Origin of the sequence: Microbulbifer sp. TB1203, assembly GCF_030997045.1 — a bacterium.
Taxonomy (GTDB): domain Bacteria; phylum Pseudomonadota; class Gammaproteobacteria; order Pseudomonadales; family Cellvibrionaceae; genus Microbulbifer.
The window spans coordinates 1,485,348-1,500,722 of record NZ_CP116899.1 but is presented as its reverse complement, the minus strand read 5'-3'; the positions used below and the strand labels follow the sequence as shown (position 1 = coordinate 1,500,722).

Here is a 15,375-nt window from a genome sequence, read left to right as displayed (position 1 = left end):
CATCAGAGCCCTCTCGTCCAGCTCTGGCCATTGCTGATATCTGTGCATTTATCCAGTAGAATGGCGCCCATCGCCAACAAAAGCTCCAACCCAAACCTCAACCCAGAACAGCCTCTTGCCTCAAGGATTCCTCCTCAGCCGCCACAGCTTTGATCAGCGCGGCAGCACCTGCATCCACTACTGGCTGGCCACGCCCGAGGGCCCGGTCAAGCTGGTCATTGAAGGGGAGCGCCCTGTCTTTATGGTGAAGGTGGCGGACCGGACCCAGGTGACCGAGGCTCTGGCCGGCGTGCCCTACGATTGGCAGCAGCTGGGCTTCCAGACCTTTGGCCGCGAGGAAGCGGCCATGCTGTATTTTCCCACTATCGACGCCCACCGCCGGGCCCAGACCCTGGTGCAAAATCGCGGCATCGACGTGCTGGAAGGGGATTTTCGTCTCCACGACCGTTACCTGATGGAGCGCTTTGCCCGGGGTGGCCTCTACTTTGAAGGTTTGGCCCAGGCCAAAGACGGCTATACGGAATATCGCCAGGTGCGCCTCAAGGGCGCCGAGGTGCAGCCGGATTTCAAGGTGGTTTCCCTGGACGTGGAGTGCTCCGGCCAGGGCGAGCTGTATTCCATCGGTCTCTACGGCGATGGCGTGGAGGAGGTGCTAATGGTGGGCTTGGCGGAGGGCCAGCCGCAGAGCGCCGGCACCGCGATCCACTGGGTGGATGACGAGCGGGCCCTGCTTAAAGCGCTGGAGGTCAGGTTCAAACGACTGGACCCGGACATCATCATCGGCTGGTCGGTGGTGGACTTTGATTTTCGGCTGCTGTTGAAAAGGGCTGGGTGCCACGGCCTGCGCCTGAAGCTGGGGCGTGGTGGCGCTGATGCCCGCTGGCGGGATGGCCGGGAAGGCAGCCAGGGCTTCGTGACGTTGCCGGGCCGGGTGGTACTGGACGGCATCGACGGACTAAAGAGCGCCACCTACAACTTCGAAAGTTTCAGCCTGGAATTCGTGGCACAAACCCTGCTGGGCAGAGGCAAAGACACCGAAGACGTGGACAACCGCCTGGCCGTGATTGAACACGACTTTCGCCATAACAAACCCAAGCTGGCCGCTTACAACCTGGAAGACTGCCGCCTGGTCTGGGACATTTTCCAGCACACCAGATTGCTGGATTACCTGCGCCTGCGGGCCCAGCTCACCGGCCTCGAGCTGGATCGCAGTGGCGGCTCCGTGGCGGCCTTCACCAACCTCTACCTGCCCAGGCTACACCGCAGCAGCTATGTGGCTCCCAACCTGCCGGCCGACGGTGGCCTGGCCAGTCCGGGCGGCTATGTGATGGATTCCCGGCCGGGCCTTTACGACAACGTGCTGGTACTGGATTTCAAGAGCCTTTACCCCAGTATTATCCGCACCTTCAAGATCGACCCCATGGGACTGGTCGAGGGCCTGGCGGATGACGATGCCATCCCCGGTTTTCGCGGCGCGCGCTTTTCCCGTGACAAGCACTTCCTGCCGGACATCATTACCAATCTCTGGGCCCAGCGGGACATCGCCAAGCGGGAGCAGGATGCCGCCCGCTCCCAGGCCATCAAGATCATCATGAACTCCTTCTACGGGGTGCTGGGTTCAGGGGGCTGCCGTTTCTACGATACGCGCCTGGCCAGCTCCATTACCCTGCGCGGTCACGAGATCATGCAGCAGACTGCCCGCTGGATAGAGGAACTGGGCCATCGGGTAATCTACGGCGATACCGATTCCATCTTTGTCTGGCTGAGCGACCGACCCAGCCTCGAAGAGGCGGATGCGATCGGGAAGGGTCTGGCCAGCGAGATCAACGGGCGCTGGCGGCACAAGCTCAAAGAAGAGCTGGCGTTGGAGTGCGAGTTGGAGCTGGAATTTGAAACCCACTACCGACGCTTTTTGATGCCCACCATTCGCGGCTCGGAGGCCGGTTCCAAGAAACGCTATGCGGGCCTGGTGGTGAAAGGGAGCGAGGAAAAAGGGAGCGAGGAAAAGTTGGTATTCAAGGGCCTGGAAACAGTGCGCAGCGACTGGACCGCCCTGGCCAAGCAGTTCCAGACCCAACTCTACGCCATGGTGTTTCAGGGGGAAGATCCGTCCGACTATATCCGCACGATGGTGGAGAAAACCCGGACCGGGGACATGGACGAGCAGCTGGTCTATCGAAAGCGGCTCAGGCGCAAGCTGGAGCAATACGTAAAAAACGTGCCCCCCCAAGTACGCGCGGCGCGACTGGCCGATGAACTCCGCCGCCAGCAGGGGCTGGCGCCACGCTACCAGAACAAGGGCTGGATTCGTTACGTGATCACCCTCAATGGCCCGGAGCCAGTGGATCACCGTCAGTCGCCGATGGATTACCAGCACTATATCGACAGGCAGCTCAAGCCGGTGGCCGATGCCATATTGCCCTTCATAGAACTGGATTTCGACAGTCTGGTGGATGGCCAGCTGGGCCTGTTCGGAGTGACCGATTGAGCATCGGGATCACATCCCGTGCAACAGGTCCGCTATTGAAGTCCCGCTCGTCATCAGAAGCATAAATGGGGTCACCCATTAGCCGGCCCCCATTTATTTACCAGTTTGCCGCGGAAAGCCCCGTCCTTCAGGTCGGGGATGGATAGCGGGCAATGCAAAGCATTGCTGATTATTTGATACTGGATTAATATCCAGCTATGCCGCTCATTAAAACCCTCCAGGTGCGCGTGCGCGATAAACACACCAAGCTCCTGCGCCAGATGGCCCGGGACGTCAACCTGGTGTGGAACTACTACAACGAGCTTTCCGCCAAGCATTTGAACCGTACCGGCCAATGGCTGTCTGCCTACGACCTGCAGAAGTACAGCAAGGGCAGCTCCCGCTATCTCTCCATCGATTCCACCGCCGTCCAGGCCATCGCCGAGGAATTCGCCACCCGGCGCCGGCAGTTCTGCAAGGCTAAGCTGCAGTGGCGCCGCTCAGGAGGTGTGCGCCGCTCCCTAGGCTGGGTCCCCTTCAAGGCCGGTGCCGCCCGCTGGGTATCCGGCCAGGTGCGCTATGCCGGCCTGTACTTCAAGGTCTGGGACAGCTATGGCCTCAGCCAATACCGGTTCCGGGCTGGCAGTTTTTCGGAGGACGCCCGTGGGCGCTGGTATTTCAATGTGGCGGTGGAGGTTCAGCCGCAGCCTGACCACGGCAAGGTCGCTATCGGCATCGACCTGGGTCTCAAGGACATCGCCACCACCAGTGACCCGGCCCTGAAATTGGAAGCCGGCCGCTGGTACCGGGACCAGCAGCAAAAACTGGGCATCGCCCAGCGCGCCCGCAAGAAACACCGCATGAGGGCCATCCACGCCAGGATCAGGAACCGGCGCAAGAACGACCTGCACCAGTTCAGTCGCAAGCTGGTGGACCGTAGTGCCGCCATCTTCGTCGGCAATGTCAGCTCTAAACAACTCGTCAAAACCTCCATGGCCAAATCCGTGCTCGATGCCGGCTGGGGCCAATTGAAAACGATGCTGGACTACAAATGCGCACACGCAGGCATCGTGTTCGAAGAGGTCGACGAGTCCTACACCACCCAGCGCTGCTCGTGCTGCGGGGTTATTCCCCGCAGCAGTCCGAAAGGTAGGGCAGCGCTCGGAATAAGGGAATGGACCTGCTGCGAGTGTGGTGCCTCGCACAACCGCGATCTCAACGCGGCCAGGAACATTCTCGCGCTCGGGCATGAGCGTCTCGCCGGAGGAATCCCCTTCCTTTAGGAAGGGGAGGATGTCAAGAGATCCGCAATACTTCTGACCGGGTGCTAGAATGCCCGCCAGCCCCGCTCATCACCGGAGTACAAGCACTATGAACACGCCCCCCGCATCCTATCCAATCGGCACCCCCGGCACTCCCTGGGGCGACGCGGAGCGCGCCGAGTGGTTGTCGCGACAGACCCGTCAACGCAGCTACGAGGCGGATGTATTGAGCGTGATCGAGCGCCTTCGTCCGCGCTTCGACGTGGAAGAGTACGGCCGTCTGGACTATGGCCCCGACAGCTATCCGCTGTTGGCGATCCGCAGCCGCGACTGGCGCGACGACCTGCCCGTTGTGCTGGTGACGGGCGGCGTGCACGGCTATGAAACCAGCGGTGTACACGGTGCGCTGCAATTCGTCGAAGAGCATGGGTTGGATTACGCGGGCCGCGTCAATCTGCTGGTCGCGCCCTGTGTCAGCCCCTGGGCCTACGAGCGCATCCATCGCTGGAACCCGCACGCGGTCGATCCGAACCGCTCGTTCCGCGAGGGTAGTCCGGCTGAAGAGTCGGCGGCGCTGATGCGACTGGTGGCGCCCGTCCGCGATCGTGCGCTGTTGCATATCGACCTGCACGAGACCACCGATACCGACGAAACCGAGTTTCGCCCCGCGCTGGCCGCCCGCGACGGCAAGCCGTTCGAGCCGGGCGGGATTCCCGACGGCTTCTATCTGGTCGACGACAGCGAGAACCCGCAGCCCGGGTTCCAGCAGGCGGTGATTGCGGCGGTGGAGCAGGTCACCCATATCGCCCCGGCCGATGGCAACGGCGAGATCATCGGCTCGCCGGTGGTCGCGCCGGGTGTCATTGAATACCCGCTCAAGGAGCTCGCTCTTTGCGCGAGCATCACCAACGCCCCTTACAAAACCACCACCGAGGTCTACCCCGATAGCCCCCGCGCGACTCCCGAGCAATGCAATACCGCGCAGACTGTCGCGGTGTGTGCGGCGATCGACTACGCGTTGGCGCACCGGTAAGAGGAACAGGAGTCGGCGGCTGCGCGGCCCGGCCGGCGGATCGCCTCCGTCGACGATCAAAAGTCGCCGATACCCTGGGCGAGTACGGCTTCAGTGCCCTGGCCCTGCATGACGGCCTCGAGCAGCGCGATCGCGACCGGACCCTGGTGACATCCTCGGTGCCCTGACCTGGGAAGATGGCATCGCCGGCGATCAGGTGGGCACGATCAAGGTGAAGGAGTGCAGTACCGATGTCGCCATGAGCCGCGACTTGGCCAGGATCGCGCTGCAGAAATTGCGCGCGGGTAAGCTCAACATTTTTAGAGTGGCGCGAAACGATTGAAGTGTGATTCTCTCCAAGGGGGTGGTTTATGAAATTGGACGTGGATGATGAAGTTGCCGAGTGTTTAGGTCTTGACGAGAAAGAGTTGCTAGAGGTCTTGGCGATAGCTCTATACAAGCTGGAAAAAATCAACGGTGTTCAGGGAGGAAAAATTACTGGTACCTCAGAAATTGAGTTCCACGGTATCTTGGGTAAGTACGGTCAGTTCATCAACTACGATGAGAGCGAATTGGAAACGGACTTGAAGAATTTATAGAGTTGCTAAGTCGCAGTCGGGGATGTTGATCCGCTGTTTCACGTACCATGCCGCCTTAATTGGTTCAATCGTACTATTTGGCGATTTTCTGCTGTGGGTAGGCTATTGACTATTACTTGAAACGGCGGTTAATTAAGATTTAAATGACGTTCTCATTGGCTGGCGCAGTAAACAAGGAGTGTGTGAATGATTTCACCGTCTGGATTTTTAAATGCATCGAAGCGTTTTGAACAATTGCGGTTTGCTCGAGAGGTAACTGCCGAGAATCTTTCGGAAATATATCGTGATTATGCGAGTATTTGATTGGGGGGAATCGATTCGGAGGCATTGAGATGTTCGGAGATATGGCTTGACCATGAGTGTTCTCGGCCGCGAGCCGAATGGAGTTGGAACGAAGCGGCCAAAATTTATCGCCAACGCCACCCAAAGCGCTTCGAACTATCAATTTGGTATGACGATAAGCTCTGCGGACTGTCTTATGGTCGTCCGTCTTATGCCAGTACCAGAATGAGGATCGAGCTTATCGAAGGTGCTCCGCGAGCGGGAAATCCATTGGGCCCAAGGCGAGTAGTACCTATTACAATAATGAATGCCACCGCTTATGCTGGAATATTGGGCGCTAAAGAACTAAGGATCATGAGGCCCGCTAGAGCGCTAATTGGCTATTATGAGAGCCTCGATTTTACTTACGTAGAGTCAACAGGAGCGGAGCACTTTCCAGACTACCTTTTTAAGGTGTTGAGGTGAATTATGAAAGATGATGATCGTAAAATGTCTGAGGAAGAAAAACTTCTCAGAGAGAAGGCCAAGAAAGTGTTAAAGAAAAATGTTACTCCCCCGTATTCACCAGATGATGACGGCGGTGTTTCCGCAGGACCGCTGTCGAAAGATAAAATGAAAAAACAGGCTGAAGATGATGAGCAGTGAAACAAATGACACTCAGGCGATCAGAAGCGCCAAGCAAGCGCTGATCCTCAACAAGGTAAAACCACAGGCTACCGCTCAACGAACTAAAAGCGATAACAATAAAACCCGTTCTGAAGTGAAGAAACCGTAATCGTTTTTGGCAGAAAATCGGTTGTCAATCGTTTTTCCTTGTGAATGAATGGGCTCACCCCTATCGCCCCGGCCGATGGCAACGGCGAGATCATCGGCTCGCCGGTGGTCGCGCCGGGCGTCTACAAGACCACCACCGAGGTCTACCCCGACAGCCCCCGCGCGACTCCCGAGCAATGCAATGCCGCGCAGGCTGTCGCGGTGTGTGCGGCGATCGACTACGCGCTGGCGCACCGATAAGAGGGACAGGAATCGGCGGCTGCGCGGCGGATCGCCTCCGCCAACGATCAAAAGTCGCCTAAACAGAGGCTGGGTCCGTTCACCGGGCTCGACGGAGAATGCGGTCACCAGATCCAGGGAGGCGCTGGAGCCACTGCTGAGTGTGGTGCGCGTGGATGGTCGTCCGGTTGAGGTGGAGGATTTCATGCGGCTGCGCCGGGCGGGGCTGTGGATATCGCCGCCTGGAGATACTGGTGTGGCCCGATGTCCGGGGCGCGCAGTTGCGCGTGGCGCTGATCGTGGAAGTGCTGCTGGTTAAATCGCTAACGATTTTTAACGATCAACCGAATTTCATTGTTACCTGGGAACAGTTGCTCGACAAATGCTACCGCTCGATTCAGGTCCGCCCAGCGGTGTGGCTCATTTCGGGTAGTGATTAACTGGGAAGCTTTTTCAGCACCGCGAGCACTCAACACAAATTCAATCTGGTAATAGCGTTTACCTTCGTGCCTCACACGGACCAGCTTCAGGCTGGAAACCTTGGCTCCACCCTCTATCAAAAGCGTCGTTTCGCGAGTTGTCAGCGCCTGCATCGTAGAACTATCAACCGATCATGTGAACACCCTCCGTATTGTGAATATCCTCAAAGCAGGATAGCTATCATCGTTTCAGCAAAGTAGTATATTTTGATTGATCAATATAGCATATTTTGATAGATTGGTAGCCGTACCTTGAGGCTTTCCCCCGCAGGAGGCAACAGGCCAAGCCTGGGCGAAGCTTCAGCGGTAGTTATTTGCTGACGAAGCAGTCAGCCTGCAAGGAGGTGGGATATGGCCGAAATAGACGAGCTGTTAGCAACTATGCGCGGAGTTATCGAAAACGCCAGACGGCTATCCATGGGGCTGTGCGACTTCATCACCGCCGAGTCGCTGTCCATTGCCGATGTGATGTCGGATTGGTTTGATCAGTGCCCGTCAAAGGATAGGCCAATTAGCGAACAGGCCGTTGCGCGGTTTGTCGAACAGCGCCAAACCGCTACGCGCATCAAGGCATCCCAGACTTTTTCAGGGGTGGAACTATCGATACTGGACGATTGGCAGGCGCAGGAAATCAAGGCGTTAACATTCTCCCTGAATGCGCTTTGCGTATTCCGGCGAAAGTAAACACCCAATCCAGAGCATCGTGAATATCCGGATCTCTCAAGGAAGCGAGGGGCCGTTTGATGGGGGTCCCAAAATACTCCCCCGATTTCCGCATCTGTCAAGCCCTTGGGGATATTTGGGGTAGAGTAAAGTTTTGTCGCCAAATGGAGCGGTTGATTTAGGTGGTGCAGAAACTTTGTTCTGTCTCCAATATGCTGTCGACTTGTGGAGCAGCTAATTTGGCGTCTTGAGGGCGGAGACTCCAAAAAGGGGTTCCTCGACCTTAGCAGCCTTTATTTTTCAATCCCATTTAAGCCAATGAGCGAGATGTGTCTTCGCTGGTGGATTCCAGTAGCTAGCAAGAATTAGTCTGTTTAGGTCCGATGAAAACTAACAGATGAAGTTAAGTCTTAATCAATTTTTTGGAGTTTGTGTATTTCTCAATCGACGTCCTTGGAAAGAACATGGAATACTCATTTCCAGATTGGCAGCCAGTTAGAGCCTTATAATCAAGTATTTTCGAAGATTCCGACAGGCATTGAGCCTGTCGGATGGAAAATGTGTAGTGTCTAACTAACTGATAAAAGGAAATTCGTGACTATTTATTGTTATGAATTTTTTTAGCACCAACGAGCATCGCTAATAGCCGAATGCCTACGGAAATTAAAATAAGCATACTTGGTGCAGTAAGGTCAGGCATTGTCTTTAATTGGTTGATTTCTTTTTGAATGATCGTCGTATGATTTGCGTTGGACTGGTGCCTTGAAACACGGCTGAAGTCTTGCTTAAGTAATTTATCGAATGATTCAATTTCTCCCGAAAGCATATCCAGAAGCTCCACTTCATTCTTGCCGTCAGTTGGTGGCTTTCTCATATCCTCGTTAATCGCATCACCAATTTTTTTCCATTCTTTAGCGAGGAAGGCTTCAAGCGATGAGAGCGCCCCTAGTTTCGAGTTCACGGACTGATTGGCTTGGTAGGCGTTGTGTCCATGGGGGCTGGTCGCCATCACTCTACCAAAGTGCTGTACGCCATGTTTGGCAGTATTCAGGTTCCGGCTGATTAAGCAGAGTTGATCCGAGGTATTAGCCAGAGTCTGATTCCAGTTCGGATTTTTATCCTTATTCTTAATTGCTGCCAGGGCGGTGTTAACCAGTCGAGTTACCTGTTCCTTGGTCGCGTGTTCGTTAATAGACATATCCTTTTATCCTCATACAGTCGTTGAAGAGCGTATTCTACCCGTCTGATTTGAGATGAATGTGAAACGCTCCATTTTTTCTCAGTTGAAAACTTGAATTTAACAATATATCTCATTGTTCAAAGCCATTCGAACAACGGGCCGCAAGCTACACTTACATAAAAAGGGCATCTCCTGCATGGAGCTGGTCCGCCACCTGGGTATCTCCTACAACGCTGCCTGGTGCATGAAGCAGAAGCTCATGCAGGTGATGCTGGAGCGGGACCAGCAGTACAAGCTGTCCGGCTTCATCGAACTGGATGACGCCTATCTTGGCGGCGAGCGTACCGGATGCAAGCCGGGACGATGGGGCTACGGGAGGGGCGCCCGGGGCTCTTTCTTGTTTTGGCATACTATCTACCTATGCAGTCCGTTGCTAATGCCGGGAATTCTCTAGTTTCTGCACAAAAGGGTCAATATCAACGCTATTTTCATAAATTGCACTATGGTACCAATAATCGGCAACAATAAATGGATCAGATAAACTTTATGGCGTTAATCGATTGAGAGTATGCAGTGTCACAATGTTGATCTGCCCCTCATTTGGGGGCTCTATTTCGTCTCCGCATCAGCTGACGTTTCAGCCACTGCTGGCCAAACCAGGCCCGCCCGTAAACCCACCAGCAGGATGACATACGAAGTTTCCAGGGCTAGAAAGGTACCAATGGGATGGCCTGGCATATCTCGTATCAGCAGGTAGACCAAATAGACCATGGCAATCAGATTGCCCACCAGGGCAGCGGTGAGCGCGTAGCCACGCGCTTGCCAGAGCGACTTGCTGAGCAGGATGTTCAACACGGCGGTGCCGGCGAGCATTGCTCCGGGCAGCATCAGCAGCAGGCGACGCTGCAGGGCAGTATCCTCGCCCACTTTCGGCGATTTCGGCATTGCTCTTGCCAGCGGCGATCGTCGCCAGTACTTCGCGCTCCCGAGTGGTCAGGCGTTGCAAGCGCTCGGCCAGGTTGCGTCCCGTCCCCATCTTTTGCGGGAATTGGCTGATCAGGCGCCGGGTGATGCCGGGTGCGAGCATGGCACCACCATCCGCAACCGTGCGCACCGCCTGCACCAGCGCCTCGGGTGGAATATCCCTGAGCACAAAACCACTGGCGCCCGCCTGCAGGGCGCGAAACACGTATTCGTCGGGATCGAAGGTGGTCAGGATAATGATCCGGCAGGCTGCATCGCCGGCCTCTGCTGTCTCGGCTGATTGTAAGATGCGCGCTGTGGCTTCCAGCCCGTCCATCTCCGGCATGCGGACATCCATCAGGATGATGTCCGGTTGCTGCGCGCGCGCTGCCTCTATGGCCTCGATGCCGGTGCCGGCCTCGGCCACCACCTCAATATCGGGCTCGTTATCCAGCACCAGGGCAAAACCGCGCCGCACCAGCGCCTGATCGTCCACCACCATGACACGTATCATCAGCTTCCCCCATTCGCAGTGGGCAGTTGTGCAGTCACCTCGAAGCCACCGCCGTCGATCACGCCGGCGCGCAGATGGCCTCCGAGCAGTTCCACCCGTTCGCGCATGCCCGCGATGCCATGTCCACCCGTAGTGATATCGTGAATTTGGCCAGCAATGGGCTGCGCACCGGAGCCATACCCGTCGTCGCGAACACAAACAGCAAGTTGACCAGGCTCTGCGCGCAGGCTCACGCGCACGCTGGCCTCGGCGCCGACGTGTTTGATGACGTTGGTCAATGACTCCTGGACGATGCGATAGGCGGCGAGGGCGAGTCTGGCGGGCACAGCCGCGAAATCACCCTGGGTTTCATAGTCCACCCTGGCCACCACCTGCCGCACCTTGTCGATCAGGGCTGGCAGATCACCCAGGTCCGGCTGCGGTGTGAGCCTTGCCTTTTCACTGTTATTGTCACTGGCCGGGCGCAGCACGCCGAGCAGGTGCCGCATCTCTGACAGGGCGTGGCGACCAGCAGCCTCCACCGCAGCCATGGCCTCACCGGCGGCCTCCGGGTTGTTGCGGCTGATGGTTCTGGCGGCGCCGGCCTGGACCATCATCAGGCTGACCTGGTGTGCCACGGCGAACGTGAACACCCATTCCGGAGCATCGTGAATCCCTGGATCACCCGGGGAAGCGAGGGGTCGTTTGATGGGGATCCAAAAACACTCATATCCACCCTACGGACTCAGGGAATTCCATATTTTTCTGCCAGCCGGTCAATGTCTGACTGGGGTCTGGAAGTCTTGGGGCATTTCATTCTGAACCACAGGCTTGACTCACTACTCGTGTCACTGGGGTCCGATTTTTTAACTTCCCAACAGCGATCCCCCTGTTGAACAAAGGTCCCGGTGGTGGTCGCGTACTCGGTATCTCTGGACTTGAATTTGCGAACTTTATTGCGCTCTCGAACCAGTTTCTTCTCCAGCTCCGGGTCGAAAACCGTGGACCGGCTTTTGGCCCCAGAGTCAGCGGGTATATCCATAGACCTGGTGCCCGCCGTCGAAGGGGTCTCGGGTTTGGGCGTCGACTTGCTCTGTATCTCCGCATCGGGCCGGGAAGGAGCAGGAGGTCGTCCCGCCTCAGCCTTATTGGACTTTTCCGCATTGCGGTGTTCAGGCTTCCGGGGCTTCGCCGGGGTGGTAGGATGGTTGGTGTTTGGTGCTTGTGAGGCTTCAGTATTCTTACTGCTTAACAAAGTAATTTTGAGTGGAGATTTATTGCTTGCCGCCGTCCCCGGAACCAGTGGAGCCAGTGATACTGGAATGGTGATCAGTGCTGCGTGCACGCCAAACGCAATAGTCAGAGAAATCGCGAGACGCCAGGTATTCGATGTCTCGCTGCCGGTGCGCAAAGGAATTGTTGTGCTGAAGTCCATCGGTATCACAGAGCTTTCCGCAGTGGAGCTGATCAAAGTCCTGTATCGAAGGGCAACTGATGATCGGGCGGGGTTGCAGATATGACCCGCGTGGGTTTAAAAAGTTCTTCGCCTCATCGGGTATAATCCTCTTGCTCTCAGTATTGATGAAAGAACAGGAAGCTGAGTTAAGAAGGTCATTCGTGTCAACTGTCGTTTGAGTTCCAAACAGGATGGAACACTACACTGGCAAATCGAGTACGTTACCGGTGCGATACACTATCGGAAGTCCACCAGGAAGCTCCCGGCAAACCATGAACAGGTGTTACGCGAATATGAGCGAAGAATTTAAATTTAAAGACAGGGCATTTCTGGTTGGTTCAGCGTTATTTGCAGGTTTTTTTCTAATCCTCAGAGGGTTAGAAATAGTAACGCCTGGAAATTCAGCACGGAATGCGCCTAACTGGATCTTCTTTGCTGCAGGTATCGCGTTTACTGTTGCCGGCATTACGGTAATGGTAAGGAACGCCGGTAGATGGAACGCCTTATCGGCAACCGTTATTTCGTTGGTACTAGGTTCCATTTTTGGCTGGGTTTCTTTGTTTGCTGATGATTCCGGAGTTAGTGGAAGTGTTGCTTTTCTTTCTTTTCTGTCCGGAATCCCGTTTCACAGGATTCTTTTCGGTATCGGGGTAGTCATTTGCGGCCTGGTTTCTTACTTTGCATTCAGGTCATTTCTCAGAGACAGCGGCTAACGAAACCTGCATAGGTTCCGGGACTTTGCCCTGTTGCTGGGCATCCTGCCTTTGCGCAAAGTGTGTCCTCATTGTCATCGAAGGGCTTGAATTGAATTAATACCAGCGGGCATTGCGGCCCGCCGGCATTCCGCTCTCAGCCAGCCGGCTCAGAGGCTAACGGTGGCTCCCAGCGTCCAGGTCAGCGGAGAGCCAGGCATGGTCCAGAGTTTGTGATAGGAACTCACGTAGTATTCCTCGTCGAGCAGGTTGTCGACGTTCATGGTCAATTTCAGCTTGTCGGTGGCCTGGTAGGAGCCCAGCAGGTTGACCAGTGTGTAGGAAGGCAGGGTATAGCTAGGATCAATGGTTTCCCCCAGGCGGTCGTCCACATAGTTCACGCTGGTGCCGAAGGTGGAGGTTTTGCCACCGATGGTAAAGCTTTTCATCAGCATCAGGTTGGCGCTGTTTTCCGGGATGTTGATCAGCGGGCTTCCGGCGGGGATGTCCACGCCCCAGTCTGCGTTGGTGATGTCATTGGTGGTTTCGGCATCGACATAGGCGTAGTTGAACAGCATCCGCAAGGTGCCGGTCAGGTCACCGGTGATGTCGATTTCAACCCCCTGGCTCTCTGCTTCACCGAGGGCGGCGGAAAATCCGGAGTGTGCGGGATCGGCGGTGAGAATATTGGATTTTTCCATTTTGAAGAGCGCGATGGTACTGCTCAGGGCGCCGTCGAGTGCAACCAGTTTTGTACCCACTTCGTAGGATTTGCTCTCCTCCGGTTCAAAGGCGGTGCCGAAGAAATCCGCTCCGCTGTTGGGGCGGAAGCCTTCCGAATAACTCGCATAGACGGACAGGGTGTCGCTGGCTTCATATACCAGGCCGGCGCGCGGACTGGTGGCCGTCTGGGACTGGCGACTTTTCATTCCCGACAGGCGGTTTTCAATGTCCTGGCTGAAGTCGTCATAGCGCAGGCCCAGCAGCACTTTCCAGTGTTTGCCCAGGTCGATCTGGTCCTGGAAGTAAAGGCCCCAAGCGCTCTGCTTTTCCAGCCTATTGGCCAGCGGCGAGCCTTCCGGCGCAACCTGGCCATATACCGGGTTGAATACATCCACCGAGTAGGTCCTGTCGCCGGAATCCCAGTCGACGCGCCAGCGGTCCTGCAGGGATTCGAGTTCATATTCGTAGGTGTCGCTGCCCACGATCGTGTGATGGGTGAGCGCACCGGTTTCAAAAGAGCCGGACAGTTCGATGCGGCCGGATGTATCGGTGGCATCGAAATCCCGGCAGCGGCGCTGGCGCGAAAGGGTCTGGCCGTCTTTGTTGAGCAGCTGGCGCCCGGCGGAGAGCTCCGGATCTGTGGAGCAGCCCTCGAAGGAGGATGCCCGATAGTTGGCGCCGGCGAGGATAAACCAGTTGTCGTTCAGGTCGTGCTGCAGGACCAGCTGGTGGCCGGTGGCATCGATTTCAGTCGGGCCGTCCCCCGGTTCGCCGTAGAAGTTGGAAACCGGGACTTTGCCGGGATCTCCGTCGATGGCGACGATGCCGCGGTCGAAAGGCGCCTCCTGCTTCAGGTATTCAGCTTCGTAACTGAGAGAGGTGTTTTCGGCGAGCGCCACCAGGAACGACGGGGACAGGACGGTCTTTTCGGATTCCACGGTGTCGCGGAAACTTTCACCCTCATGGCGGGCGCCGTTGATGCGGAATGCCACCCGGTCGTTCAGGGTGTCGGCGTAGTCGCCCTCCAAGCGATAGGTGTCGTAGCGCCCGGCGGTCGCGCGCAGGTAGCCCTCACCGTCGCGCTCGAAACTGGGTTTCCGGGTAACGATGTTGATGGTACCGCCGGGCTCTCCGCGGCCGAACAGGGCGGAGCCCGGGCCTTTCAGGACTTCGATGGTTTCGATATTGGAGGCATCCCTGTTGCCGCTGAAGCCGCGGCCGCCGCTGAAGCCGTTGACCAGGTAGCCGGAGGGGAGGTTTTCATCCCCGGCAAAGCCGCGAATCGCAAAGCTGTCCCACAGACCGCCAAAGCTGTTCTGGCGGGCGACGCCCCCGGCGATGTCCAGTGCGCCCTGCAGTTGGACTGCGCCCAGCTCAGTCAGCATGTCCCCTGGGATAACCTGGGTTTGCTGGGGGAGGGATTCCAGGGGAGTGTCGCCGCGATAGGCCTGTTTCTGGGCGGTGACGCTGATCTCCTCGACGGTCGATGGAGCTTCCTGGGCCAGTGATTGTTGGGCGACGGTAAGCCCGAGTGCGGCGGATATCGCGCATGACAGCAGTGTCTTGCCGTGGCTGGGGGGAGTGGGCATGGTAATTTCTCGTGGCGGCGTTAATTCATCGGGCGCGTATTTATAAATATAACGATTCTCATTTGCAAGTCTTGGCGGCGATTTATTGTGCGCCAAGCAAAACTGCCGTCCATCTCCCCGCCGCCGTCACAGTGGCGCCAGCGCCTCCACCAGTTGGGGTTGGCTGGCGAGGGAAATGGTGGAGAGGGCGGGGACGGGGATTGTTTCGCCATCGACGCCGCACCTCTCGATGGCTCTTCACTTGCGTGGCCTGGTGGTGCACCACGAGGGCGCTGGCACCAGCGCTGCGGCCCTGCGCGCCGGCTTTTCCTCGGTGGTGGTGCCCTTCTTCGGCGACCAGCCCTCTTGGGTTTGGCGCCCGCTACCGGTTGGCGCCGCGCCGCCGGCACTCAGGCGCAAGGGGCTGACCGCGGCTGCATCCCGGTTCTCTGGGGAAAGGGCCCTTTCGGCGAGGGGGATTTCGCTATCCGGCCGGGTTCTCGAGAAAAGGAGGAATAGTCGGGTTCTCGCTGTACCTCTGCG

15 protein-coding genes and 1 pseudogene are annotated in these 15,375 nt (G+C 56.9%); 11 read left to right on the top strand and 5 right to left on the bottom strand.

Annotated elements, in window-relative coordinates:
* Positions 1-115 precede the first annotated feature (115 nt).
* From PP263_RS06345 to PP263_RS06310, 9 genes are all read left to right on the top strand, one after another.
* The gene (locus PP263_RS06345; protein WP_308367521.1) at positions 116-2,488 is read left to right on the top strand and encodes a DNA polymerase II; all 2,373 of its coding nucleotides are present in this window, start codon (positions 116-118) and stop codon (positions 2,486-2,488) included.
* 197 nt (positions 2,489-2,685) lie between these two features.
* A complete protein-coding gene (locus PP263_RS06340; protein WP_308367520.1) occupies positions 2,686-3,750 on the top strand; it encodes a transposase in 1,065 nt (354 codons plus the stop codon).
* 88 nt (positions 3,751-3,838) lie between these two features.
* Positions 3,839-4,762: a M14 family metallocarboxypeptidase gene (locus PP263_RS06335; RefSeq protein WP_308367519.1), complete on the top strand. Its 924-nt coding sequence runs from the start codon at positions 3,839-3,841 to the stop codon at positions 4,760-4,762.
* Between the two features lie 196 nt (positions 4,763-4,958).
* Positions 4,959-5,084, top strand: a complete 126-nt coding sequence (locus PP263_RS22680; protein WP_374693700.1) for a hypothetical protein — start codon at positions 4,959-4,961, stop codon at positions 5,082-5,084.
* Between the two features lie 28 nt (positions 5,085-5,112).
* Positions 5,113-5,340, top strand: coding sequence for a UPF0175 family protein (locus PP263_RS06330; RefSeq protein WP_308367518.1), 228 nt, complete (start codon positions 5,113-5,115; stop codon positions 5,338-5,340).
* A gap of 750 nt (positions 5,341-6,090) precedes the next feature.
* Positions 6,091-6,267: a hypothetical protein gene (locus PP263_RS06325; RefSeq protein ID WP_308367517.1), complete on the top strand. Its 177-nt coding sequence runs from the start codon at positions 6,091-6,093 to the stop codon at positions 6,265-6,267.
* 174 nt (positions 6,268-6,441) lie between these two features.
* Complete coding sequence (locus tag PP263_RS06320) at positions 6,442-6,636, top strand: hypothetical protein (RefSeq protein WP_308367516.1); 195 nt, start codon at positions 6,442-6,444, stop codon at positions 6,634-6,636.
* Positions 6,637-6,869: 233 nt separating this feature from the next.
* The gene (locus tag PP263_RS06315) at positions 6,870-7,055 is read left to right on the top strand and encodes a hypothetical protein (protein ID WP_308367515.1); all 186 of its coding nucleotides are present in this window, start codon (positions 6,870-6,872) and stop codon (positions 7,053-7,055) included.
* A 390-nt stretch (positions 7,056-7,445) separates the two neighbouring features.
* Positions 7,446-7,778 carry a hypothetical protein gene (locus PP263_RS06310; RefSeq protein WP_308367514.1) on the top strand — a complete coding sequence of 111 codons (333 nt, stop codon included), beginning with the start codon at positions 7,446-7,448 and terminating at the stop codon, positions 7,776-7,778.
* A gap of 577 nt (positions 7,779-8,355) precedes the next feature.
* Here PP263_RS06310 and PP263_RS06305 read toward each other — a convergent pair.
* Positions 8,356-8,955 (bottom strand): hypothetical protein, encoded by a 600-nt coding sequence (locus PP263_RS06305; RefSeq protein WP_308367513.1) that lies wholly within the window; start codon positions 8,953-8,955, stop codon positions 8,356-8,358.
* Between the two features lie 160 nt (positions 8,956-9,115).
* Here PP263_RS06305 and PP263_RS06300 point away from each other — a divergent pair.
* Positions 9,116-9,316, top strand: a pseudogene (locus PP263_RS06300) (IS1595 family transposase); the annotation flags it as partial.
* A 258-nt stretch (positions 9,317-9,574) separates the two neighbouring features.
* Here the strand turns inward: PP263_RS06300 and PP263_RS06295 are convergent.
* The 3 genes from PP263_RS06295 to PP263_RS06285 all read right to left on the bottom strand — a co-directional run bounded on the left by PP263_RS06295 (position 9,575) and on the right by PP263_RS06285 (position 11,837).
* Positions 9,575-10,414, bottom strand: a complete 840-nt coding sequence (locus PP263_RS06295; protein WP_308367512.1) for a response regulator transcription factor — start codon at positions 10,412-10,414, stop codon at positions 9,575-9,577.
* Positions 10,414-11,031: an ATP-binding protein gene (locus tag PP263_RS06290; protein ID WP_308367511.1), complete on the bottom strand. Its 618-nt coding sequence runs from the start codon at positions 11,029-11,031 to the stop codon at positions 10,414-10,416. Before PP263_RS06290 ends, PP263_RS06295 begins: the two co-directional genes overlap by 1 nt.
* Positions 11,032-11,138: 107 nt before the next feature.
* A complete protein-coding gene (locus PP263_RS06285) occupies positions 11,139-11,837 on the bottom strand; it encodes a hypothetical protein (protein WP_308367510.1) in 699 nt (232 codons plus the stop codon).
* 305 nt (positions 11,838-12,142) lie between these two features.
* Here PP263_RS06285 and PP263_RS06280 point away from each other — a divergent pair, with 305 nt between their 5' ends.
* Positions 12,143-12,562: a hypothetical protein gene (locus PP263_RS06280; RefSeq protein WP_308367509.1), complete on the top strand. Its 420-nt coding sequence runs from the start codon at positions 12,143-12,145 to the stop codon at positions 12,560-12,562.
* A 149-nt stretch (positions 12,563-12,711) separates the two neighbouring features.
* On the opposite strand, the gene PP263_RS06275 is transcribed toward PP263_RS06280, so the two are convergent.
* Positions 12,712-14,853, bottom strand: coding sequence for a TonB-dependent siderophore receptor (locus PP263_RS06275; RefSeq protein WP_308367508.1), 2,142 nt, complete (start codon positions 14,851-14,853; stop codon positions 12,712-12,714).
* Between the last annotated feature and the right edge of the window lie 522 nt (positions 14,854-15,375).